The 23,866-nt window shown below is 42.7% G+C and carries 21 protein-coding genes; 4 read left to right on the top strand and 17 right to left on the bottom strand.

Features of this window, described 5'->3' with window-relative positions; genetic code table 11:
- Nucleotides 1–33 precede the first annotated feature (33 nt).
- Nucleotides 34–2,604, top strand: a complete 2,571-nt coding sequence (locus H5158_RS06470) for a M1 family metallopeptidase (protein WP_182739695.1) — start codon at nt 34–36, stop codon at nt 2,602–2,604.
- A 47-nt stretch (nt 2,605–2,651) separates the two neighbouring features.
- Here H5158_RS06470 and H5158_RS06465 read toward each other — a convergent pair whose 3' ends face one another.
- Together H5158_RS06465 and H5158_RS06460 are read right to left on the bottom strand one after the other, a co-directional pair.
- Complete coding sequence (locus tag H5158_RS06465) at nt 2,652–3,017, bottom strand: hypothetical protein (protein WP_182739694.1); 366 nt, start codon at nt 3,015–3,017, stop codon at nt 2,652–2,654.
- 77 nt (nt 3,018–3,094) lie between these two features.
- Entirely contained in the window at nt 3,095–3,964 is an 870-nt protein-coding gene (locus H5158_RS06460) for a hypothetical protein (RefSeq protein ID WP_182739693.1), read from the bottom strand.
- Nucleotides 3,965–4,101: 137 nt separating this feature from the next.
- On the opposite strand from H5158_RS06460, the gene H5158_RS06455 reads away from it, so the two are divergent.
- The 3 genes from H5158_RS06455 (at nt 4,102) to yjjG (ending at nt 6,288) form a co-directional block, all read left to right on the top strand.
- Nucleotides 4,102–5,001, top strand: a complete 900-nt coding sequence (locus H5158_RS06455) for a phosphoribulokinase (RefSeq protein WP_145236910.1) — start codon at nt 4,102–4,104, stop codon at nt 4,999–5,001.
- Between the two features lie 67 nt (nt 5,002–5,068).
- Nucleotides 5,069–5,614 (top strand): inosine/xanthosine triphosphatase, encoded by a 546-nt coding sequence (yjjX, locus tag H5158_RS06450; RefSeq protein ID WP_145236907.1) that lies wholly within the window; start codon nt 5,069–5,071, stop codon nt 5,612–5,614.
- A complete protein-coding gene (yjjG, locus tag H5158_RS06445; RefSeq protein ID WP_182739692.1) occupies nt 5,614–6,288 on the top strand; it encodes a pyrimidine 5'-nucleotidase in 675 nt (224 codons plus the stop codon). Before yjjX ends, yjjG begins: the two co-directional genes overlap by 1 nt.
- A 257-nt stretch (nt 6,289–6,545) precedes the next feature.
- Here yjjG and lpxC read toward each other — a convergent pair whose 3' ends face one another.
- The 15 genes from lpxC to rsmH all read right to left on the bottom strand — a co-directional run bounded on the left by lpxC (nt 6,546) and on the right by rsmH (nt 23,841).
- Nucleotides 6,546–7,457 (bottom strand): UDP-3-O-acyl-N-acetylglucosamine deacetylase, encoded by a 912-nt coding sequence (gene lpxC / locus H5158_RS06440; RefSeq protein WP_182718054.1) that lies wholly within the window; start codon nt 7,455–7,457, stop codon nt 6,546–6,548.
- Nucleotides 7,458–7,560: 103 nt separating this feature from the next.
- Nucleotides 7,561–8,805 (bottom strand): cell division protein FtsZ, encoded by a 1,245-nt coding sequence (gene ftsZ / locus H5158_RS06435; protein ID WP_149980617.1) that lies wholly within the window; start codon nt 8,803–8,805, stop codon nt 7,561–7,563.
- A gap of 21 nt (nt 8,806–8,826) precedes the next feature.
- On the bottom strand, nt 8,827–10,059 hold the full coding sequence (gene ftsA / locus H5158_RS06430) for a cell division protein FtsA (protein ID WP_145236894.1): 1,233 nt from the start codon (nt 10,057–10,059) through the stop codon (nt 8,827–8,829).
- A complete protein-coding gene (locus tag H5158_RS06425; RefSeq protein WP_182739691.1) occupies nt 10,056–10,835 on the bottom strand; it encodes a cell division protein FtsQ/DivIB in 780 nt (259 codons plus the stop codon). The genes ftsA and H5158_RS06425 overlap by 4 nt, the downstream gene beginning before the upstream one ends.
- A gap of 1 nt (nt 10,836) precedes the next feature.
- Entirely contained in the window at nt 10,837–11,757 is a 921-nt protein-coding gene (locus tag H5158_RS06420; protein WP_145236888.1) for a D-alanine--D-alanine ligase, read from the bottom strand.
- Nucleotides 11,754–13,193: a UDP-N-acetylmuramate--L-alanine ligase gene (gene murC, locus H5158_RS06415; protein WP_259398481.1), complete on the bottom strand. Its 1,440-nt coding sequence runs from the start codon at nt 13,191–13,193 to the stop codon at nt 11,754–11,756. Before murC ends, H5158_RS06420 begins: the two co-directional genes overlap by 4 nt.
- A 9-nt stretch (nt 13,194–13,202) precedes the next feature.
- Nucleotides 13,203–14,312, bottom strand: coding sequence for an undecaprenyldiphospho-muramoylpentapeptide beta-N-acetylglucosaminyltransferase (gene murG, locus H5158_RS06410; protein WP_145236881.1), 1,110 nt, complete (start codon nt 14,310–14,312; stop codon nt 13,203–13,205).
- Nucleotides 14,309–15,484 (bottom strand): cell division protein FtsW, encoded by a 1,176-nt coding sequence (gene ftsW, locus H5158_RS06405; protein ID WP_145236878.1) that lies wholly within the window; start codon nt 15,482–15,484, stop codon nt 14,309–14,311. The genes murG and ftsW overlap by 4 nt, the downstream gene beginning before the upstream one ends.
- Nucleotides 15,481–16,806 (bottom strand): UDP-N-acetylmuramoyl-L-alanine--D-glutamate ligase, encoded by a 1,326-nt coding sequence (murD, locus tag H5158_RS06400; protein ID WP_182739690.1) that lies wholly within the window; start codon nt 16,804–16,806, stop codon nt 15,481–15,483. The genes ftsW and murD overlap by 4 nt, the downstream gene beginning before the upstream one ends.
- Entirely contained in the window at nt 16,807–17,889 is a 1,083-nt protein-coding gene (gene mraY, locus H5158_RS06395) for a phospho-N-acetylmuramoyl-pentapeptide-transferase (RefSeq protein WP_145236872.1), read from the bottom strand.
- Nucleotides 17,883–19,271 carry a UDP-N-acetylmuramoyl-tripeptide--D-alanyl-D-alanine ligase gene (murF, locus tag H5158_RS06390; RefSeq protein ID WP_182718048.1) on the bottom strand — a complete coding sequence of 463 codons (1,389 nt, stop codon included), beginning with the start codon at nt 19,269–19,271 and terminating at the stop codon, nt 17,883–17,885. The genes mraY and murF overlap by 7 nt, the downstream gene beginning before the upstream one ends.
- Nucleotides 19,268–20,773 (bottom strand): UDP-N-acetylmuramoyl-L-alanyl-D-glutamate--2,6-diaminopimelate ligase, encoded by a 1,506-nt coding sequence (gene murE / locus H5158_RS06385; protein WP_182718105.1) that lies wholly within the window; start codon nt 20,771–20,773, stop codon nt 19,268–19,270. The genes murF and murE overlap by 4 nt, the downstream gene beginning before the upstream one ends.
- Nucleotides 20,766–22,583 carry a penicillin-binding transpeptidase domain-containing protein gene (locus H5158_RS06380; protein WP_149980613.1) on the bottom strand — a complete coding sequence of 606 codons (1,818 nt, stop codon included), beginning with the start codon at nt 22,581–22,583 and terminating at the stop codon, nt 20,766–20,768. The genes murE and H5158_RS06380 overlap by 8 nt, the downstream gene beginning before the upstream one ends.
- The gene (gene ftsL, locus H5158_RS06375) at nt 22,580–22,906 is read right to left on the bottom strand and encodes a cell division protein FtsL (RefSeq protein WP_145236863.1); all 327 of its coding nucleotides are present in this window, start codon (nt 22,904–22,906) and stop codon (nt 22,580–22,582) included. Before ftsL ends, H5158_RS06380 begins: the two co-directional genes overlap by 4 nt.
- Nucleotides 22,903–23,841 carry a 16S rRNA (cytosine(1402)-N(4))-methyltransferase RsmH gene (gene rsmH / locus H5158_RS06370; protein WP_145236860.1) on the bottom strand — a complete coding sequence of 313 codons (939 nt, stop codon included), beginning with the start codon at nt 23,839–23,841 and terminating at the stop codon, nt 22,903–22,905. Before rsmH ends, ftsL begins: the two co-directional genes overlap by 4 nt.
- Nucleotides 23,842–23,866 lie beyond the last annotated feature (25 nt).

Raw genomic sequence — 23,866 nt, 5'->3', positions numbered from 1 at the left:
CAAAACTCTAACAAGAAAATATCAGGGATATCTATGTTTATTAAAAGCCTACTCACACTCAGTGTGGCCATTGCAGTAAGTTCAGCTCATGCTAATGAGTTTGTCCTAGAAAAGCTCGCAAAACCAAGTTCTCAACACGTATCTTTAACGCTTGATCCAGCTCAAGAAACCTTTAGCGGCATGACCGAAATCGCCCTTGAAGTACTTAAGCCAACTAACTATATCGAGCTTAATGGTGTTGCTTACGCAACCCAAATGGCCAAACTGCTTGGGGCAGAAAACTGTGACTTAAGTGCTGAAATGCTAAAAACAGGTAAAGTAAAATTTAGCTGCGATGAGCAAATTCAACCAGGTAAATACACGCTTAAAGTCGACTTCACTGCCCCCTATAATCGCCAAAGTGTTGGCCTGTATAAAACCTTAGATCAGGGTGTGCCGTATTTATTTACCCAATTTGAAATGAGCGATGCCCGCCGCGCATTCCCTGTATTTGATGAACCAAGTTATAAAATTCCATTCCAATTAACGATTACAGCACCTAGCTCTCAAAAAGTGTATGCCAATACACCTGAGTTAAAAACGACCGTTAATGGCGATATGACCACTCACTTTTTTGATAAAACACCGCCAATTCCTTCATACTTAGTGGCTATGGCTGTCGGTCCATTTGAGGAGCGTGAAGTCAAAGGCATGCCAATTCCAGGCCGTGTGATCACGCCACAAGGTAAAATTCACTTAGGTGAATATGCCGAGCAAGCAATGCCAAAAGTATTGGTCGCGCTTGAAGGCTACTTTGGTATTCCTTATGTTTATAAAAAACTAGATTCAGTCGCTGTTCCTGAGTTTCCATTCGGTGCCATGGAAAACGCAGGCTTAGTTACCTACCGTGAAGATATTTTGCTGCTTGATTTGGCTACAGCGACTCGCAATAAAAAACAACGCAATGTATCTATCATCGCTCATGAACTTGCTCACCAGTGGTACGGTAACTTAGTAACCATGAAATGGTGGAATGACTTATGGCTAAATGAAGCGTTTGCAAGCTGGATGGCTGCTAAAATCACAGCCCAGCTTAACCCTGAATTTGAATCACATTTAGACCTGCCGCAAAATAACGTTATGGCGTTAGATGCTCGTTTAAGTACTAAGCCAATTCGTAAACCAATCAAAACCGAAGCCGATATTATGGACGGCCTAGGCTTAGCTTATAGCAAAGGCAGCTCGGTATTAGCTATGGTTGAAAACTGGATTGGCGAAGAGGCTTTCCAGCAGGGTATTCGCGCTTATTTAAAAGAGTTCTCGTATAAAAACGCCGAAGCAGCCGACTTATGGCAAGCCCTTGGTAAAGCATCAAATAAAGATGTGGCAGCGGTTTTAAAATCGTTTATCGAACAATCTTCATTCCCACTGATCAAAGTAACTCAGCAAGGTAAAAAGATTACCATTAATCAAAGCCGCTTTACTAACGCGGGCGTTGATGCTCCTGCACAGCTTTGGAATGTGCCAGTTGCAATAAAATACGGTGCTGGCGATAAAGTTAAAACTGCCAATGTATTACTAACTAAAGCCAATCAAACTGTTGAACTTGAATTTGAACCTGAGTGGATTTATCCTGATCAAGGCGCTTTAGGTTATTACCGCTGGGTGATGGATGACAAACAATTTGCTGCATTGATTGATAACGCCGCGCAGTCATTGACAGTACGAGAACGTTTAGCGTTATTGTCTGCCGCTGATGCATTACTAGATGCTGGTGTTATTTCTGCTGCACATTTAATGCAAACACTAGAAGTTTTTGTAAGCGACAAACACCCACGCGTTGCTAATACCGCTTTGGGTTATTTAGCCGCACAAAAGCGTACCTTTGAAGATGAAAGCAACCAAGACCTGTGGCCTGAATTTATTCGTAAAAGCATCATGCCTGCAGCTAAACAGTATGGTTTAACTGCAAAAGTAAATGAAGATGCTGCAATCTCGCAATTACGTACTCAAGTAGTTGCACGTTTAGGTTTTGATGGTGAAGATCAAAGTGTGATCAATACCGCCAAGGCACAAGCCCGTGTTTACTTAAATAACCCAGAAAAAGTTGATCCGTACCTTGCGTCAATCTACTTAAACTTAGCCGCATTCCATGGTGATAAAAACCTACTCGATGCGTATATAAATACCTTTAAAACTACCAAAGATCCGCAAGTGCGTACAAAAATGCTAGCGGCTATGAGTTACTTTGGCACGCCAGAGCTACAAACTAAGGTATTAAATTACAGCTTAACTGACGATGTCACTGCATCTGACATGCGTACGATTATGTCAGGACAGGCTTACACGAAAGCCCGTGAAGCTTTGTTTATTGAATGGATATACGCGAATTACGATAAGGTAGTTGCAAACTTGCCACCTTTCTTCGTACCTAACCTGCCTAACTTTACCACCTCAGGTTGTAGCGCCAGCAGCTTAGCAAAAACGCAAACTTTCTTTATGAGCAAAATTGCTGATGAGCCAGGTTATGCCCGTACCTTAAGCAAGCTTGAAGAAAGCGTAAATAATTGTATTGCACTCAAAGAACGTGAACTAGCTTCAGTTAATAGTTTCTTAAAACGTTAATTTGTACGGCAAGCCATTGGCTTGCCGTTTTTTATCAACAGCGTTATTTATCCATTGATAATTTTTACTAGCTGAGAAATAAACTCTTTTGCTCCTTCAACGCTGGTCATTTTAAAACCAATTCCATAATGGATTGGATTCGTGCTTTTAAAAATACGCGTTGGAAACCGTGTCATTTCACTACTATGAAAAAAACCGCTAATGCGGTTAACGCCTGCTATTTTATTAAAATCATCACTAAAGACTTCCAGTGCAGGACGAAGCACAAGCTTAGCTTGGCCACTTTCTATATGCAGATAAATTGCTTCTTTGGACTTAGGTAACATATATTCAGTGATATTCTTAATTCTAAAATTACTACGGCACTCTAATGCAATAAGTTGCTCGTTGATTTGCTCTGGACTAGCTGACATGGATATCCTTGATTTTCATTAAGCTCTTAGCTGTAAACTACAGCACAGCCAAGAACCTGCAAAGTTTTATATTATAGTTATTTAACGCATACAAAAGCGAGTTGATCATTTAAGTAGCTAATACGGGTAATATTGGTGTCACAGAAAGGCGTTAAATCAAGCCATAGAGAGACCTGTTCAGGGCTATTTAGCTGGCGCTGGTAAACACGATTATCGACCGCATAAATGACCGTATTAGCGTCTTTAAATGCGTAATCTTGTACCGTCTGCGGTAAACGAAAGAGGTCAGTGACGGTATTTTCTTGCGGATCATAACTTGCTAACCAGTGCTGCTGCGCTTTGCTATAACTAAATGTATAGGCAGCTAATGCATGATTAAATGTCAACGTACGGCCAATATGCTCAGCAACCACTTTTGGCTTCGCTGCAGCAACCTGAGTATATTGTAAAGTATGTGGTTCGCCTAAAATAAACATCACCATATCATCTTTGGCGCCCCAGGCATGATAACCAACTGGCTCTATCCACTCAAAAATACGACTTGGTTTAACATTATCGTCAAACGGATATTGCCATAACTTTTGCTTACCATCCGCCTCGACTACGATAGCTGACAGTGCCTTACCATTAGGTGTTAAAGTCGGCGAGTATTCACTCACAGCAGTATTTGTTAAATTAGTTACTTGCTTATTGGTAAAATCATAAAAAGCTAGATCTGTTTGACTTTGCCCTTCACTTTGCACTTCTTGGGTAAAATAAATACCACCTTTGGTAAGTAAAGGCTGATTATTATAAACATCATTATTAGTGATACGGCTTACTTGTAACCCATATTCTGTGTTAAGTTTAGCAAGTAAAATTTCGCTTTTTGGCATCGCAGCTAAAACGCTATTAGGGGTAACTGCAAGGGTGGCAACAAAACTTAGCCAAGGTAAAGTCAATTTCATATCATTCTCTAATTATTTTTATCGCCCTTATAATAGCGCTATTTTATAGTTATTCCCAAGTCTGTTATTGATATGTCACTTGACCTACCCCCTTACTACGCCTTATAACTACAGAGCTACTTAAAACGAGAAAAATTATGTCAGCTAAACATCCTATTATTGCGATCACTGGTTCATCTGGTGCGGGTACTACCACCACGACAAGTGCTATTAAGCATATATTTCGTAGTCTTAATATTGAGGCCGCATTTATAGAGGGCGACAGTTTTCATCGCTATACTCGTCCTGAGATGGATAAAAAAGTTCGCGAAGCGCAGCAAGAAGGTAAACACATTAGTTACTTTGGTCGTGAAGCTAATGACTTTGCAGCCCTAGAAGGTTTGTTCAGCACCTATGGCGATACTGGAGCAGGTAAATTACGTCGTTATTTGCATACCTTTGACGAAGCCGTGCCATACAATCAACTACCAGGTACCTTTACTCCGTGGCAAGAACTGGAAAGTAGCACCGATATTTTATTCTACGAAGGACTGCATGGCGGTGTTGTCGATGAAGATCATGATGTAGCTAAGCATGTTGATTTACTAATTGGTATGGTGCCTATCATTAACCTTGAGTGGATCCAAAAGTTAATCCGCGACACCTCTGAACGTGGTCACTCTCGCGAAGCTGTTATGGGCTCAATTGTCCGCAGTATGGATGATTACATTAATCACATTACGCCACAGTTCTCACGAACTCACATAAACTTTCAGCGCGTGCCAACCGTTGACACCTCAAACCCATTTAGCGCAAAAGATATTCCGTCCCTTGATGAAAGCTTTGTAGTTATTCGTTTTAGAGGAATTGATGATGTTGATTTTCCGTATTACCTACGTATGATCGAAGGTAGCTTTATGTCGAGGATCAACACCTTAGTGGTCCCTGGTGGAAAAATGGGACTCGCTATGGAGTTAGTATTAACCCCACTTATCAAAGATATTATCCTTAAAAAGCGTGCGCTTGCCGAATTAGCCCCCGTTGATTTGCCTATTTAAGAAATACGCTTGCTGAAATATATAGCTTATGTAAACTGCTGACTTCATCATAAAAGGAGATGTCAGCATGACAGAGCCATTACGCATTCTCGTCGGTTCCAAAAATCCGGTAAAAATAAATGCTGCCCGCAGTATTTTCTCTCTCTATTACCCTAATATGACGATTGATTGTCAAGGAGTTGATGCACCTTCACAAGTACCTGATCAGCCAATAGGTGAAGATGAAACACGAATAGGCGCACAAAATCGTGTCTTGTATTGCCAACAGCATTACCAAGCTGATTTTTATGTTGCAATGGAAGGTGGTGCTGAGCAATTTAGCTACGGCCCCGCTACCTTTGCATTTGTAGTCGTTGCTGATAACCAACAACGTGCTATCGGTCGTAGTAGTAACCTTCCTTTACCCCCAAGCCTGTATAATGCGTTATTGCAAGGCAAAGAACTTGGCGATGTAATGGATAACGCATTTAATACTACCAATATCAAACAGCAAGGCGGTGCTATTGGTTTATTAACTAATCATCATGCCACCCGCGAAAGTACCTATACGCAAGCGCTGACACTCGCTATGGCGCCTTTTCTTCATCCCGCGCTTTACTCTAAGGAAGTTTAATGAAGTACACCCATGTTTTATTTGATGCCGACGAAACCTTATTTAGCTTTAATGCCTATGCAGGCTTAAAAAGAATGTTTGCAGTTTATGGCGTAGATTTTAATGACGCTGATCACAGTCATTATCAAGCAACAAATAAACCGTTGTGGCTTGAGTATCAAAACAATACTATTTCCGCTACTCACCTACAAGTCACTCGATTTAGTGAGTGGGCTAATAAGCTCAATGTTCCAGCTCAACAGCTTAATGATGATTTTTTAACTGCCATGGCTGAGATCTGCGAACCATTACCTGGCGCTATTGAACTGCTAAATAAACTAAAACCGCATGCTAAATTAGGCATTATCACTAATGGTTTTACCCAGCTGCAAGCACGTCGCTTAGAGCATACCGGATTAAAAGAGATGTTTGATTGTTTAGTTATCTCTGAGCAAGTGGGAATTGCAAAACCAGCCGCAGAAATTTTTTATCACACTTTTGAACTGTTAGGTAATCCACCAAAAGAACAGATCTTAATGGTCGGTGATACCGCAAGCAGTGATATCTTAGGTGGCCAAAATGCCGGGATTGATACCTGCTGGCTACAGCATCCCAACACAGTTCTGCCAGAAGGCATTGAACCAACATACCAAGTGACTGAGCTGGTACAGTTACAACAGTTGTTAGGATTGTAAAAAGGCTTAATACCAATCGACTTAAATATTTAACCATTCTAGCGAGCTAAATAAAGCGCTAACTGCGTTATAATTTTTTTAAGTAGAACAACTACATGTCAAAATTTACGCCTTGTTATCACTCCATTTATCTGTCGCTATAAATGGTCAGTAACTTAACACGATTGGTATAACATTAAAAAACTAAACCGCAATATTTAAACAAAAAAATGACGCTAGATAGCGTCATTTTTTATAACTGTTTTAAGCGTTTGCGATTAAGCTGTGGCTACTTCTAAACCAGGTGCTGGCATGTATACTGGGGTATCAAATGTTGCCCATTCCCATGCTGACTCAGTCGCCATAATTTTACGAAGTAACTTATTGTTAAGGTCATGGCCTGATTTATAAGCTGTAATTTTTCCTAAAATGTTGTGGCCTGTCATAAACATGTCACCAACACAGTCTAGAATCTTATGCTTAACAAACTCATCGCTATAACGCAGACCGTTAGGATTAAGTACTTTAAACTCATCCAATACCACGGCGTTATCCATGCTGCCACCTAAAGCTAGGTTATTAGCATGCATATATTCAATGTCTTTCATAAAGCCAAAAGTACGTGCACGGCTGATTTCTTCTGTAAAGCTTTGTGCCGTAATATCTAAACCGATACGTTGGCGGCTTTCATTGATTGCCGGATGATCGAAAGCAATTTCAAAGTCGATATGAAAACCATCATATGGTTCAATCTCGGCCCATTTATCACCTTCTTCAATACGTACTTTTTCTTTAATCCGAATAAAGCGCTTAGCCGCATTCTGCTCTGCAATGCCGCCTTTTTGTAACAAATAAATGAATGGTAATGCACTACCATCCATTATTGGTACTTCTGAGCTATCTAATTCAACGATCAAATTATCGATACCCATTGCCGCTACCGCAGCAATAAGGTGCTCAGTCGTAGATAAGCGAACGCCATCTTTGTTAGTTAAACAGGTACATAATTGCGTATCGCCAACGGCTTCAGGTGTTGTTTCAAAATCAACAACCGGATCAAGGTCGACACGACGAAATACTATCCCAGTATTTGCGCTCGCAGGTCGGAGAGTAATAGTGACCTTCTCACCTTTGTGAAGTCCAATTCCTATGGCTTTGACTATCTCTGCAATGGTACGCTGTTTAATCATAGCTTCGCTCACTTATAGTTACAGTTAGACCGCCGATTATATCACATATACGACCAGCTGCCAAATTCGTTCACTTTTTAAACAAAAACAATTACCTTTTTGCTTAATCTGCTTGTTTTCTTAAAAATGCAGGGATGTCGAAATAATCGCCACCTTCTGATTTATCAGACTTTTTACCGCTATCATTAGTTTTAGATAAACCACTATTGCTTTGCGTTGTCTTGCTCGATTCATGCTTTTCAATCGCTGGAGCAGCAGTCATTTCATCGCCACTACCTTGGCTTGCAAAGCTTGGTACATACATACTGCTAGTTTGGTTTGTTGAACTGCTAACATCAGAACCTGACGCTTTTTTAAAGCCGTTATCGACAATACCAAACTGTGGACGACGATCGCCGCCTAAACCTGTAGCGACTACAGTTACACGTAGTTCATCAGTCATTTCAGGGTCAATAACCGCACCAACCACCACAGTCGCATTTTCAGATGCTAATGCTTTAACGTGATTACCAACAATTTCAAACTCTTCAATTGCGATATCCATACCTGCAGTGATGTTAACTAGGATGCCTTTCGCGCCAGTTAAATCAACGTCTTCAAGTAGTGGGCTTGAGATTGCAGCCTCTGCAGCTTCTTGCGCACGATCAGGACCCGATGCAGACGCTGTGCCCATCATCGCAGTACCCATGGCTGACATTACTGTACGTACGTCGGCGAAATCCACGTTAATCAAACCAGAACGAGTAATTAGTTCCGCAATACCTTGCACGGCACCAAATAATACATCATTTGCTTTAGCGAATGCGTCTAACAGTGTAGTCCCTTTACCTAAAACTTTAAGCAATTTATTGTTAGGAATTGTAATAAGTGAATCTACAATTTCTGACAATTCGTTAATACCTTGTTCAGCCGCTGCTGCGCGCTTTTTGCCTTCAAAGTCAAACGGACGTGTCACTACAGCAACCGTTAAAATACCTAACTCTTTAGCAATTTTGGCAACCACAGGCGCAGCCCCTGTGCCAGTACCACCGCCCATACCCGCTGCGATAAATACCATATCAGCACCTTCAAGGCTGGCACGAATAGTATCGGCGTCTTCTTCTGCTGATTTACGACCTACATCAGGGTTTGCACCCGCACCTAGCCCAGACGTGATCTGAGTACCTAGTTGCACTGTAATATCTGCTGATGAGTTACGTAATGCCTGAGCATCCGTATTAGCGGCAATAAAACGCACGCCTTCAATTTGTTGCTTAACCATGTGCTCAACAGCGTTACCGCCGCCGCCGCCCACGCCTATTACTTTTATAACAGCTTCTTCGCTGTGTTGTTCCATTATATCAAACATGTTTACTCTCCGACTTGAGTATTAAAACTCGCCTTGAAACCACTTCGTTATGCGGTTCCACCAATTATTATCGCCTTCAGGTTTCGATTTTTGTGCATTCATCGATTGCATTGTGCGGCCATATTGTAATAAGCCAACCGCCGTTGCATATGAAGGGTCATCTACATAATCTGTCAAACCAACTATCCCTATAGGTTTGCCTATTCTCACTGGCATCTGGAAAATGTCTTCAGCCACTTCCATCGCGCCAGCCATTTTAGCACTACCGCCAGTAATGACGAGTCCTGCTGCAATTTGGTCTGCTAATCCTGAACGATGTATTTCTTCCATCGCTAATTCAAATAATTCTCTAAAACGTGGCTCAACCACCTCAGATAAGGTATGACGCGACATTAACCGCGCTGGTCGCCCGCCGACACTAGGCACTTCAATAGTTTCTTCGCTGCTGGCCATTTGGCTACTTGCACAGGCATATTGTACCTTGAGTGATTCAGCATGGGATATCGGTGTACGAAATATTTTTGCAATATCGCCAGTAACTTGGTTGCCCGCTACAGGAATAACTGCAGAGTGGCGCAACGCACCATTGATATAAATAGTGATATCCATCGTACCGCCACCGATATCAAGTACCGCAACACCGAGCTCTTTTTCGTCATCGGTTAATACCGAATAACACGACGCTAATGCGGTGAAAATCAGTTGGTCAACTTCAAGACCACAACGCTCAACACATTTTTCAATATTTTTCGCCATATCGTTTGAGCAAGTTATGATGTGAGCACGGGCTTCCATTCGTACACCACTCATACCACGCGGGTTTTTAATCCCTTCTTGCATATCGATACTATATTCTTGCGGCAGTGCATGCAGCATTTTACGTTCGGCTGAAATAGGCACAGAGCGCGCAATATGAATAACATTTTCAATGTCTTCATCAGTCACTTCAGTATTATTAATTGCCACAACACCACTTTCGTTTTGGCACTGAATATGTTTACCTGAGATCCCCAAATACACGGAGCTAATACGGCAATCAGCCATAAGTTCAGCTTCATCGATTGCACGACGAATAGACTCCGACACCAAGTTAAGGTCGTTTACGCCGCCTTTATCCATACCATGGGACACTTGGCTGCCAACCCCAACAATGCTGAGTTTGTTATCTGCGGTGATTTCACCAACCGTGGCCACCACTTTTGAGGTGCCAACGTCTAATCCAATCACTAGGTTTCTTTCTGCTGACTTAGTCATGCCTTACTCTTATTTTGTAATTGCGCTTCTTCCAGGAGCTTCCAGCTCACTGCAAGGCCGGTATCATACCGTAAATCCACTACATCTACTTGTGCATCTGCACGTTTTTCCATCCGCGGGTAAACATCTATAAACCGCTGTACCCGTTTAGCTTTTTCTTTACGCCCTAATTTAAGGCGAATACCGTTATCGAGCCATAACTGCCATGAAAATCGCTCTGACAATGCTAGGCTGGTTAACTTTAAATTATTAACCTTAAGCATTTCATCAAGCTGCTTGAAAGCTCCCCATGCTTCAAACTCACTGCCCTCAGGGCCATAAAGTTGTGGCAGCTCGTCACTGAGCTTCGCACTGCTAGCTTGAAACACTTCACCGCTTTGGTTAAGTAATAAATCACTGTTCCACACTGCGACAGCCTGATGCTCTACCACATACACTTGTAATGTATCTGGCCACTGCTTACGTACCGATGCAGTAGCCACCCAAGGTAAGTCTTGCACTAGACGTTGTATGTTTTTCACGTCTAAATCAAAAAAACTCGATAAGTCGGCTTTTTTAATCGCGCTAATAATCGCTTTTTCATCTGTGTATTGAGGTTTCCCCAACACAGCTAAATGCTTTATTTGCGCATCTTTATTTTCTACCAACCACTGTCTAACGCCGCTGGTGATTTGCACCAAACTGAAAACCACGATTAAAAAAAAGCTCACACCTAAAATTAGCGACCAATTTAGTTGCTGTTTTAATTGTTGCGCTTTTTCCAAAAAGGGATGCATATTAAAGCGTTTGCTCCAAAATGCGAACAACTAATTGCTCAAAGCTTGCACCATTTGCTTTAGCAGCCATTGGCACTAACGATTTTTCAGTCATTCCTGGTACTGTGTTTACTTCTAACAAATAAAAGTTACCGTCTGCATCTTGCATTGCATCAACACGGCCCCAACCACTGGCACCCACTAGCTCAAATGCCGCTAAAGCCATTGCTTGTAAATGCGTGGTATCGCTAGCTGATAAGTCTGCTGGGCAATGATATTGCGTGGTATTTGACTGATACTTTGCTTGGTAATCATAAAAACCATTTGGGGTGGTCATTTCAATTACTGGCTGTACCTCATCGCCTAGTACAGTGATTGTAAATTCGCGCCCTGTTATCCACTGCTCAACCAGTACTTGGCTGTCAAACTTAAACGCTTCGGCTAAAGCAGCTTCAAGCTCTTGCGCATTATTTGCTTGCGCCATACCAATGCTAGAACCTTCGTGCGACGGTTTTACCATCACTTTTTTCAGTTCATTCATTATCGCTGTCGCATCAAAACCACGTTTGCTATCCACCACCGCATAAGGCGCAGTGCTCAAGCCCGCAGATTTAAATAAATGCTTACAACGTATTTTATCCATCGCCAATGCTGAGCCTAATACGTTACTGCCAGTGTATGGCAACCCCATAAACTCAAGTGCACCTTGAATAGTACCGTCTTCACCACCGCGACCATGCAGGGCGATAAATACTCGTTCAATGCCGAGTTCTTTTAATTGCCATAACGGTTGCTCTTTTGGATCAAAGCCAATGGCATCAACGCCCGCATTTTGTAATGCGTTCAATACCGCTTGGCCTGATTTTAGTGATACTTCGCGCTCAGCTGAGTGTCCACCAAACAACACTGCCACTTTGCCAAACTGTGTGTTTAATTGCGTCATACCTTTACCTGCTTAAGTTGCTCAATCGACAGCGATGTCGCCGCGAGTGTTTTTACTAATTGACCAATATTACCAGCACCTTGGGTTATAACTAAATCATTATCTTGTAACGTATCAGCTAATACTCCAGCTAGTTCAGAGCTACTTGCAACATGCAGTGGTTCTTTACCGCGTTGACGTAAGCTACGACATAAACTTTTACTGTCTGCGCCAATAATTGGCTCTTCACCAGCGCCGTATACATCAAGCAATAATAACTGATCAACATCGGCTAACACTTTTACAAAGTCTTCATATAAATCACGAGTACGAGTAAAGCGATGTGGTTGATAAATCATTACTAAGCGTTTATCAGGCCAGCCTTGGCGAATTGCCGCTATAGTCGCTGCAACTTCTGAAGGGTGATGACCATAATCATCCACCAGCATTACTTTGCCACGTTCGTTTTCAAAATCGCCATAATGCTGAAAACGACGTCCGATACCTTCAAACTGTTGCAATGCTTCTAAAATCGCGTGATCAGCTATTTGTTGATCTTTTGCAACAGCAATCGCTGCAGTGGCGTTCAATGCATTATGTTTACCTGGCATATTTAAATGCACAGTTAATTCATCACCTTGCTTAGTGCGCACTTTAAACTGACTGGTATTTGCCGTTTGGCTAAAATCAGTCATGCGGTAATCGGCGTCGCTTGATTCACCATAAGTGATCACAGGACGGCCAAATCGCGGAATAAGCTCAGCTGCCACTTCTGAATCGATACACACCACAGCAAGGCCATAAAAAGGCAGGTTATGAATGAAGTCCACATAAGTATCTTTCATTTTTTCTAAGCTACCGCCGTAGGTATCCATGTGATCTTCTTCAATATTAGTGATCACCGATACCATAGGTTGCAAATGCAAGAATGACGCATCACTCTCATCAGCTTCAGCAATTAAAAAATCACTTTTACCGACTTTTGCGTTACTACCCGCACTATTAAGTAAACCACCAATAATAAAGGTTGGATCCAGCCCAGCTTGAGCATAAATACTCGCGATCAAACTAGTGGTGGTGGTTTTACCATGAGTACCAGCGATAGCAATACCGTGGCGAAAGCGCATTAGCTCGGCCAACATTTCTGCACGGCGCACAACCGGAATACGTGCCGCCTTAGCAGCAATAATCTCAGGATTAGCTTCATCAATTGCACTTGAAACCACCACTACATTGGCATCTTTAACATTACTTTGATGATGGCCAATAAACACTTCAGCGCCAGCTTGGATCAAACGTTCGGTCATTGCACTATGGGCAATATCAGAGCCAGTAATACGATATCCTTCAAATGCGAGTACTTCGGCAATACCGCCCATTCCTGCGCCACCAATACCAATAAAGTGGATAGTGCTAATTCGGCGCATTGCCGGGCGAGTGCTCTTGTGTGTTGACATTTGTTTCACTTAATTATCTCTTTTTTCTGTTACTTGCAGCGCTGACAAGGGGACACCTGCGGCATCCATACAATGCCATGCGACATTGGCAGTAGCTTCTAGTGTCGCCAATTGCTTAGCATTGCTTGCAAGTTCACTGATTAATGCTGGTTTGGCTAAATACGGGCGTAATAGTTCAACAATACTGTGTTGATTGAACTGCCCCTGTGGCATTAATAATGCCGCATTGCCATCAACTAAAAATTTTGCATTCGCAGTTTGATGATCGTCAACCGCATGCGGAAACGGCACAAACACGGCCATTTTTCCTGCAGCAGCAATCTCACTTACGGTTAACGCCCCCGCGCGGCAAATTACAATATCTGCCCAGCCATAAGCGGTATCCATATCATCAATAAACTCAGCCACCTTAGCTTGTTCAGCACTAAAACCTTGCTGCTGATATGCCTGTGTTACTGAGCCTAAATGACCTTTACCGGTTTGATGCCATGTATTGATCTGAAACTCTTCACTGAGCTGTTTAAATGCTGCTGGCAAAGTTTGGTTTAGCACCTGCGCACCTAACGAGCCACCAACGACCAACACGTTAACCGGACTTGATACTTCCCGCATTGCCACATTTGCTACGCTGGCTCGTACCGGATTACCAACCACGTCACTGTATCCAGAGGCAAATGCTTGCGGAAATGCAGCCAACACTTTATTGGCAAACTTGGCTAAGTACTTATTACTCATACCGGCAACCGCATTTTGCTCATGGATCACCAGTGGTATACCTAAGCTTTTTGCGGCAATGCCAGTCGGCCCAGTAACATAGCCGCCCATTGCTAACACAACATCAGGTTGTTGTTTTTTCAATACTTTGCGTGCTTGTAATATGGCATTAATCACCATAAAAGGGGCTTTTACTAAACGTGCAAGGCCATTGCCACGTACACCTTTAACATTAATAAAATCAATCTCAATATTATGCTTTGGTACAACCTGCGCTTCCATTCGATCAGCAGTGCCAATCCAACTCACTTGCCAACCTTGTTGCCTTAAGTGATCAGCCACAGCTATGCCGGGAAAAATATGCCCGCCAGTACCACCAGCAACAACGACTAATTTTTTATTCATCGCTTGCCTCCACCGGATGTTGCTTGTTTAGTGGCCATTTTGGTTTCAAAATCCACGCGTAATAAAATACCTGCCGCAATAGTCATGATAAGTAAACTTGAGCCACCATAAGATACAAACGGCAAGGTTAAACCTTTGGTTGGCAAAATACCGGCACTCGCCCCCACATTAACCATGGTTTGAAATGCAAACCAAATACCTATTGCGAATGCAAAGTAACCTTCATATTCTTTGCCACATTTAAGTGCTTGCTGACCAATTAACAGTGCTCTAAACACCAAAGTACCAAACACCATTAAAATACTGACGATACCGATAAAACCTAACTCTTCGCCAATCACCGCAAAAATAAAGTCATTATGGGCTTCAGGTAAATATTGCAATTTTTGCACACTATTACCTAAACCTTGGCCAAACCAACCACCTTGGCTATATGCCATCAGCGATTGTACTAACTGGTAGCCTTTACCAAATGGGTCATCCCATGGCTCTAGAAAACCGACCACCCGCGCCATCCGATATGGCTCAACAATAATGAGCAATACGACTAAGCCTACGCCTGTTAATATCAAGGCAAAAAACTGCCATAACTTAGCCCCAGCTAAGAACAATAAGCCTACGGTAGTTACAAACATCACCACCACAGTGCCTAAATCGGGCTGTAATAAAATCAACAATGCGTAAACTGCAAACACTGCGATTGGCTTAGCAAAGCCTTTGATGTTTTCTTGAACTTCCTCGCGTTTACGCACTAAGTAACCGGCGATATAACTGAAAAAGAATAATTTAGCCGCTTCAGCAACCTGAAAGCCCACTGGACCTACTGGGATCCAACGTTTTGCGCCATTCACTTCACGTCCAACGATTAACACCACTATCAGTAGCGCCATGCCAAACAGTAATAAGTAAGGATTCGAGCGTTTCCACCAGGTCATTGGTACACAGCAGGTGATCCAAAACAGCACAAAGCCCATCGCCAAAAACATGCTGTGGCGAATAATAATATGATAGGGATTGTTAAATAAGCGATCAGCGGTCGGCATCGACGCACTCGTCACCATCACAAACCCCAAGCCAATTAGCATGATCACACAATATAACAGTGGCACATCGTATAACTGCGCCGATGGCTTAGGAGTTAAAGAGTCGCGGATATCAGCAAATGCGATCATACTGCCTCCGCTAAAACACATTGGCTAAAGTGATCGCCACGTTGCATATAATTGTTATACATATCGATACTGGCACATGCAGGTGCAAGCAACACAATATCGCCCGCAGTGGCAAGTTGCTTGGCAAGCATCACCGCTTGCTGCATATTTTCTGTTAAGTGGCCTTTGTCAGTCAACGCAACCAGTGCTTTGCCATCTTTACCAAAACAAATAAGCGCTTTAACTTGCTGTTGTAAATACGGCTTTAAGCTATCGAGATCAGCGCCTTTGGCATCGCCTCCGGCAATCACCACTAGTTGCTTGGCCTGATCGGCTAAACTTTCTATCGCCGCAATGGTGGCCCCGACATTCGTAGCTTTAGAGTCATTAAAATATTTAACCCCCGCTTGCTCGGCAACAAACTGACAACGATGCGCCAAGCCAGTAAATTGGCTAAAAGCTTGTGCAAACTGACTAGCACTGATATCAAATGGGCTCAATAATGCCATAACCGCTAACGCATTTAGCTGATTATGACGACCAACTACGGCCAAGCTACTAACAGGCAATAGAGCTTTGCCTTGATAACTAAAGTAACTGTCACCTTGATACGTCATTAAACAATAATCCGCATTTTCTAAGCCAAAGCTTAATTGCGGCATTGTTTGTGTATACGTTGCTGGGTCAGTCTTATTTACTACAGCCAGCGCGGCATTAGCATAAATCGTTTGTTTTGAATCAATATAGGCTTGGTAGCTCGGGTAACGATCTAAATGATCTTCCGACACATTAAGTACCGTAGCGCTAACCGGCTTTAAGCTGTGCATCGTATCGAGCTGAAAACTCGATAGCTCTAATACGTAAACATCAAAATCATCAGCTAATAAATCCAGTGCGGCAGTACCAATATTTCCGCCAAGTCCGACCTTATAACCAGCCATTTTCAATACTTCATAAGCCAACGTAACGACAGTCGATTTACCGTTAGAGCCTGTTACAGCCACCACCGGCTTGTCTGTTAAACGGGCAAATAACTCAATATCACCAATCACTTCAACACCCGCTTGCATTGCTTGTGCAACTGCTGGAAGTGTTAAACTTAAACCAGGGCTGATGATGATCATATCGGCGCTTTCAAGCTGTGCAGTTGCTAAATCACCAAACTGCGTCGTTAAATTTGGCGCATGTTGTTGCAACCAATCACAACCGGGCGGTGATTGGCGACTATCAACTACATTAGGCGTTAAACCTTGAGATAATAAAAAACGCACAATGCCCAGACCGGTTACACCGAGTCCGAGCACTGTAATATGTTTGTTTTTCATCTCGTTTAAATACGTCATTTACCTGATCTTTAATGTTACTAGGCCAGCTAACACTAGCACGATAGAAATTATCCAAAAACGCACGATAACTCGTGGCTCAGGCCAGCCTTTTAACTCGTAATGATGGTGGATTGGTGCCATTCTAAAAATCCGTTGGCCACGTAATTTATAAGAGCCAACTTGCAAGATAACCGACAGTGCTTCCATCACAAATACACCGCCCATAATGATTAAAATTAACTCTTGGCGAACTAATACAGCAATAATACCCAATGCTCCACCAAGCGCTAATGAACCAACATCACCCATAAATACTTGTGCTGGGTAAGTGTTAAACCATAAAAAGCCTAATCCGGCACCAACAATGGCGGTACATACTACAACCAACTCACTGGCCAATGGTAAATGTGGAATATGCAAGTAAGCAGAGAAATTCACGTTACCTGTTAAGTAAGCAATAATAGCCAGTGCTGCTGCCACTAAAATAGTCGGTACAATGGCCAAACCATCCAAGCCATCGGTCAGATTCACAGCATTTGACGTCCCCACCACGACAAAGTAAGTCATAACTATGTAAAACAAACCTAGCTGCGGTAATACATCTTTAAAAAACGGCACTACTAATGATGTTTCGTTGGCATGATTAGCAGTAAAAAATAATGCGCAGGCAACCACTAAGGCAATCACTGACTGCCAAAAATACTTCCATTTCGCAATCAACCCTTTTGGATCTTTGCGGATCACTTTACGGTAATCATCAACAAAGCCCACAATTCCCAATGAGCCGATCACAAACAAGGTAGCCCATACATATTTATTCGCTAAATCAGCCCACAGCAAAGTACTGGTAAAAATAGACGCTAAAATTAACAAGCCTCCCATGGTTGGGGTGCCTTTTTTCGATAAATGCGACTCCGGGCCATCGTTACGAACCACTTGACCAATTTGCATTCTTTGCAATGCTCGGATCAACTTAGGGCCAAAATATAAAGAAATTAATAGTGCCGTTAAAATACCAAATACAGCGCGAACGGTTAAATACGAGAACACATTAAATGCACTGTAATATTGTGTTAAATACTCGGCCAGCCAAACTAACATTGAGATACTCCATTGCGGCCAGTTTGCTGGCTGTTAACTAAATCTTGTACTAATAATTCCATGCGAGAACTGCGCGATCCCTTCACGACTATGGTGGTTTTTTGTGCTGAGTCAGTTAACTGTGCTTGTAATTGTTGCAACAGTTCCTCGCGGCTTGAAAAATGCCGCTGTGGTTTAGCAAATTCATCACTGGCGTATTGACTCAGTACACCTAAGCTATACAACTCATCAATACCTTGTTGTTTGGCATAGGCGCCAACTTGTTGGTGATAAAGCGCGGCTTCTTCACCAAGTTCTCCCATATCACCTAACGCTAAAATACGCTGACCTTGGAGGTCGCGTAATAAATCAATTGCAGCCTTAACCGATTGCACATTGGCATTATAAGTGTCATCAATCACGGTTAGTGTTTCATTGACTTGAATAATGTTTACTCGGCCTTTTACTTCAGCCATGGTTGCGAGTGCCGTTGCCACAGCCTCAAGACTAACGCCAAATTCACAGGTTAATGCAGCTGCTATAAGGGCGTTTGTAACATTGTGACGACCTGGCAATGCAAGCTTAACGGGTACTCGATGCTGCTTGGTACAAATATAAAAAGACGCCTGAGCTTGCTCATCGAGGCTGACTTCTTCTGCCCAAATATCTAGTTTTTCAGTGCTTGAAAAACGTTTTACATTGCGCCCTTGTAACTTAGTAAGCCAACCATCACTAAATTCGCTGTCACAGTTAACTAGCGCAATGCCATGCTCTTTCAAACCATCGTAAATTTCACTTTTAGCCGTTGCCACACCCGCAAGAGAGCCAAAACCCTCAATATGCGCAGCTGCCACATTACAAACAACGGCAACATCTGGCTTAGTCATCGCCGTGGTATAGGCAATTTCACCAATATGGTTAGCGCCAAGCTCAATCACCGCATATTTGTGCTGCGGTTCTAGGCGTAACAAGGTTAATGGCACGCCAATGTCATTATTAAAATTACCTTTAGTCGACAGTACTTCACCGTGAGGAGCTAAAATAGCTGCGCACATTTCTTTTACTGTGGTTTTACCGACACTGCCTGTAATTGCGATAGTTTTTGGTGCCACACTGGCCATTACCGCAGCACCAATTTCGCCTAGCGCAATACGCGTATCCGTAACTAAAAACTGTGGAATATCAACGGCAACTTTTTGACTAACAATAGCGGCTATTGCGCCTTTGTCTTTCGCTTGTTGTAAAAACTGATGGCCATCAAAATTAGGGCCTTGTAGCGCTAAAAATACTTCTCCTTCGCATACGGTGCGAGTATCTGTATTAATATTTTTTACTGTTTGATTATCACCTTGATAATCAGTTGCTAGCACATTTGCTAGCCAATCAAAATCCATTGGGATCATAACTGCGATCCTCTTATTTGTTGTTCTTGTGGGTCTAGCTTTTGCTTTTGTTGTAAGTGCTGCTGGACAAATTTACGATCGCAAAAATCTATCCGTTGCGTACCAATTATTTGATAATCTTCATGGCCTTTACCTGCAATAAGCACTACGTCATTGGCATTTGCGTTATCTATTGCAAAGGCAATAGCATGAGCACGGTCAGCTTCTAAGTGCGCACGGTCAGGCTGGCTTAAACCAGCAGCAACATCTTTAATGATCTGCCATGGATCTTCGCTACGCGGGTTATCACTGGTAATAATTACTTTATCAGCATTTTGCTCAGCCGCTTGGGCCATCATTGGTCGCTTGCCTTTATCACGGTCTCCACCGCAACCAAATACACAACTTACGCCACCGGGCACATGTTGTTGCAATGCTTGCAATGCTAAAGCTAACGCATCTGGCGTGTGAGCATAATCAACAATACAGGTTGGTTGGTTTGGCGCGCTAAATGCTTGCATGCGTCCAGCAACTGGTTGCAAGCTTGCACAACCCGCTGCCAGTTGATCTAATGGGTAACCTAAACCAAGTAAAGTTGCGATTGCAGCCGCTAAATTATATAAATTAAATTCGCCAAACAGCGGACAGGTAATAGCAATATCACCCCAACTTGTCGTCAACTGTGCCGATATACCGGTTTTATGGTAAGAAACATCAGTGAAGTATACAAACTTAGCACCTTTTGGCTGCAAGTTTTTATGGCCATAACACACTAAGTTATTAAAATCGTATTGTTCTAACCATTGCTCTACTTGGTTATCATCTTGATTTAGTACCACCAGCTGCGCGTCAAAATCTCGCATTAGCATTAACTTTGCATCGGCATAACTGGCCATATCACCGTGGTAATCTAAATGATCACGCGATAAATTGGTAAACACAGCAGCTTTAAAGTGCGTTTTCGCAACACGCTGCTGTACCAAACCATGTGATGACACTTCCATCGCCACCAGTTTGTTATTGTCAGTGGCAAGTTGCGCTAATATTCTTTGTAAATCAACACAAGACGGTGTGGTATTAATTAACTCAGTTAAACTTTCTGGTTGCCCATACCCAAGCGTACCGATAATCGCTGATTGGGTGTCGCAAAACTTAGCTAAATGAGCAATCATCGCAGTGGTAGTTGATTTACCATTGGTGCCAGTAACACCCACCACATCTAATTGTTTACTTGGTTGCTGATAAAAATGACTCGCTAATGCGGGCAATTTCTTATTCAAATCGGAAATTAAATAAAGCGGTTCAAAATCACATTCAAACTCACATAAACGATCAGCAATTACTGCAACTGCACCATTTGCAATCGCTTTATCAATAAATTGTCCGCCATCTAATTGATGACCTTTAATTGCTACAAAGACATCCCCAGGGGTGACATCTCGACTATCCAAACGCAAGTGCTTTACTAGTAAGCTTGTTGCTGCTACTTCTATTTGTTGTAAAATTATTTTTAAATCACGCATCATCATCTATGCCCTTCACGTAGGCAACCGAGCCTTTGTCTGGTGCCACGTTTAAAATTCTTAACGCATTGGAGATTATTTCTGCAAACACTGGTCCTGCAGTTGCACCGCCATAATAAACATCTCCACCGGGCTCATTGATCATTACAACAACAGCTAAACGTGGATTACTCGCAGGTGCTATACCAGTAAAGTAACCAACATACTCATCACCATAACCACCTGCAGCGGCTTTTTTAGAGGTACCCGTTTTACCCGCAGCACGATAACCATCAACTTTTATGCGGCTCGCTGTTCCACCTTCTTCAAAAACGCTTTCCATCATATGCACAACCGCTTCAACATCTTTTTGTTGAAAAATACGCTCGCCTTCAGGGATTGAATCTTGCTTGAGGATGGTCAACGGTCTATTGATCCCGCCGGCACCTAACATGGCATAAAAACGCGCCATTTGTGCGGTGCTTACAGCAACGTTATAACCAAAAGAAAGTGCTGCAATTTCATGGTCAGACCAACGTCGATTCGGATAAAACAAGCCACTACTTTCACCAACCATGCCGGTGCCTGTATCAGAACCAAAGCCAACTTTTTGGAACAAGCCAACAAAGTAATCCTTCGGTACATCTTGCGTTATTTTTGTCACACCCATGTTACTGGAGTACTTTAAAATCTCACGTAAGGTCATTTCACCATGGTTACGCGAGTCTGTAACTAACGTACCACCGATGCGCATCCAGCCTGGGTAAGTATCAATTTTATCATCCGGTTGGATTGAGCCGTAGTCTAACCCAGCTAATATGGCTAGAGGCTTAACGGTTGAACCTGGTTCGAACAAATCCGTGATCGCTCGGTTACGGCGTTTATGCGGCGCTGCATCATTTAAATTATTTGGATTAAAAGACGGGCTGTTAACCATCGCTAACACTTCACCAGTTCTCACATCGACCACCATCGCAGAGCCAGACGTTGCTTTGTAGGTCAGCACGGCTGATTTAACCGCTTTATAGGCTATCGCTTGAATACGCTGATCAATACTAAGCTGGATGTTTTCGGGTTCAATCCGTTCACGTTCATCAAGCACTTCAACTTCACGCCCCTGTGCATCTTTACGAATTGTGCGACGACCTTCAACGCCAGTTAATGCGTTTTCGTAAAGCTTCTCTATGCCTTCGATACCTTTACCATCAATATTGGTAAAACCAAGCACATGTGCGGTGACTTCTCCGGCAGGGTAATAGCGTTTTGATTCATCTAATAAATGAATACCAGGCAGACGTAAATCGCCAATATAATTGGCAACGGCAGGGGTTACTTGGCGTTTTAGATAAACAAAGCGGCGACTGGCATCATCCCGCAAGCGACCATTAATTTTTTTCGGTTCAATACGCAGTACATCGGCAAGCTCACGCCAACGTAAATCATTTTTGTAGTACAGCGCAATACGTTGTTCAAGTAGCGCGGTATTTTCTGCAAGGGCATTCTCATCTTCGCCATTTTTGCGCGCCTGTTTGAGCACTTTAGCACGCAGTGATTTATGTAATGCTTTAGGATCCGCATATACACTTACAACGGGCACACTAACAGCAAGTTCTTTGCCATTACGGTCAAAAATCATCCCGCGTTGCACATGCAACTTTTCCACGCGCACGGTACGTTTATTACTTTCTGAACGAGCTTTATCAGGCTCGATAACTTGCAAATAAGCAGCACGAGATACTAAAGTCACAAAAACCAGCAGCACCACAGAGCACACCAGCATAAAACGCCATGTGATCAAACTATTTACTGGTTTTTTTCCTCTACTTCTCATGGCAGTACTATCACCTGTTCGTCTTGGCTTGTGGACCGTTTCATTTGCAGTTGCTCAATAGCAATTTCTTCAATGCGCGCATGTTGCGAATAAAACTCTTCTTCAACTAATAGATAACGCCATTCTAAATCGAGTTCATCTCGCTGTTGTAACAGCTGATCTTGTTCAATCAGCTCTTGGCGAGCAAAGTGAGTGACCTGCACCACACTCAAACTAGATGCGAATATCACAACCAGTAAGGCCGAGGTTAACTTGTTTGCTCCTAGGCCTTTGATTATTTCTAAAAATAAATTGGGTTGTCGATGATTCGCTTTTGGCTTCATCCCAATCTCTGTGCCACCCTAAGTACTGAACTGCGTGAACGTGGGTTACGGTCAACTTCAGCTTGGCTTGGCTTAATAGCTTTACCCACTGCTTTTAACGTCAGATTTTGATTTATTTGTGCATCAGTTAAAGGCAGACCTCTGGGTAACGCCGCTCCCTTACTCTGTTTTTTAATAAACTGTTTAACAATACGGTCTTCTAGTGAATGAAACGAAATCACCACTAATCGGCCACCGGGCTTTAATACACCCAACGCAGCTTGTAATGCCGTTTGAATCTCTTCCAATTCGCTGTTGATATAAATACGAATAGCTTGGAAAGTACGCGTCGCAGGGTGTTTGAACTTATCCTTTACTGGCACTGCTTCGTCAACTAAATCAGCAAGTTGCTTAGTTGTTGTAATCGGCGTATGAGCGCGCACTTCAAGTACTTTATGTGCAATACGACGACCAAACTTTTCTTCACCATAAGTTTTGATCACATGAACAATGTCTTCCAGCTCAGCTTCGGCTAACCACTGCGCAGCACTGCGGCCGCTAGTAGGATCCATACGCATATCAAGCGGGCCATCTTTCATAAAACTAAAACCACGTTCAGCATCGTCTAGTTGTGGTGATGACACACCGATATCTAATAAAATACCATCTACTTTTCCTAATAGATCGTTTTGCTCTGCTACTTCGTATAGGTTAGAAAAGCGAGTATGGGCAATGGCAAAACGGCTATCGTCGGCAAACTTTTCGGCAGACTTGATCGCTTGTGGATCTTGATCAATGGCCTGTAATCGGCCATGTTCACCAAGGCGCGCCAAGATTTGTCCAGAATGTCCGCCACGGCCAAATGTACCATCCATATAAATACCGTCTGGCTTAATTGCTAGACCTTCGATGGTTTCGTCCATTAGTACGGAAATATGTTCAAATTGCGCTGTCATTAGCTATTGTTTGCCTTTTTATTGT

This window comes from Pseudoalteromonas sp. SR45-6 (genome assembly GCF_014163545.1).
GTDB classification, from domain to species: Bacteria; Pseudomonadota; Gammaproteobacteria; order Enterobacterales; family Alteromonadaceae; genus Pseudoalteromonas; species Pseudoalteromonas rhizosphaerae.
The sequence above is the reverse complement of the archived record's forward strand: the minus strand, read 5'-3'. Positions and strand labels throughout refer to the sequence as shown.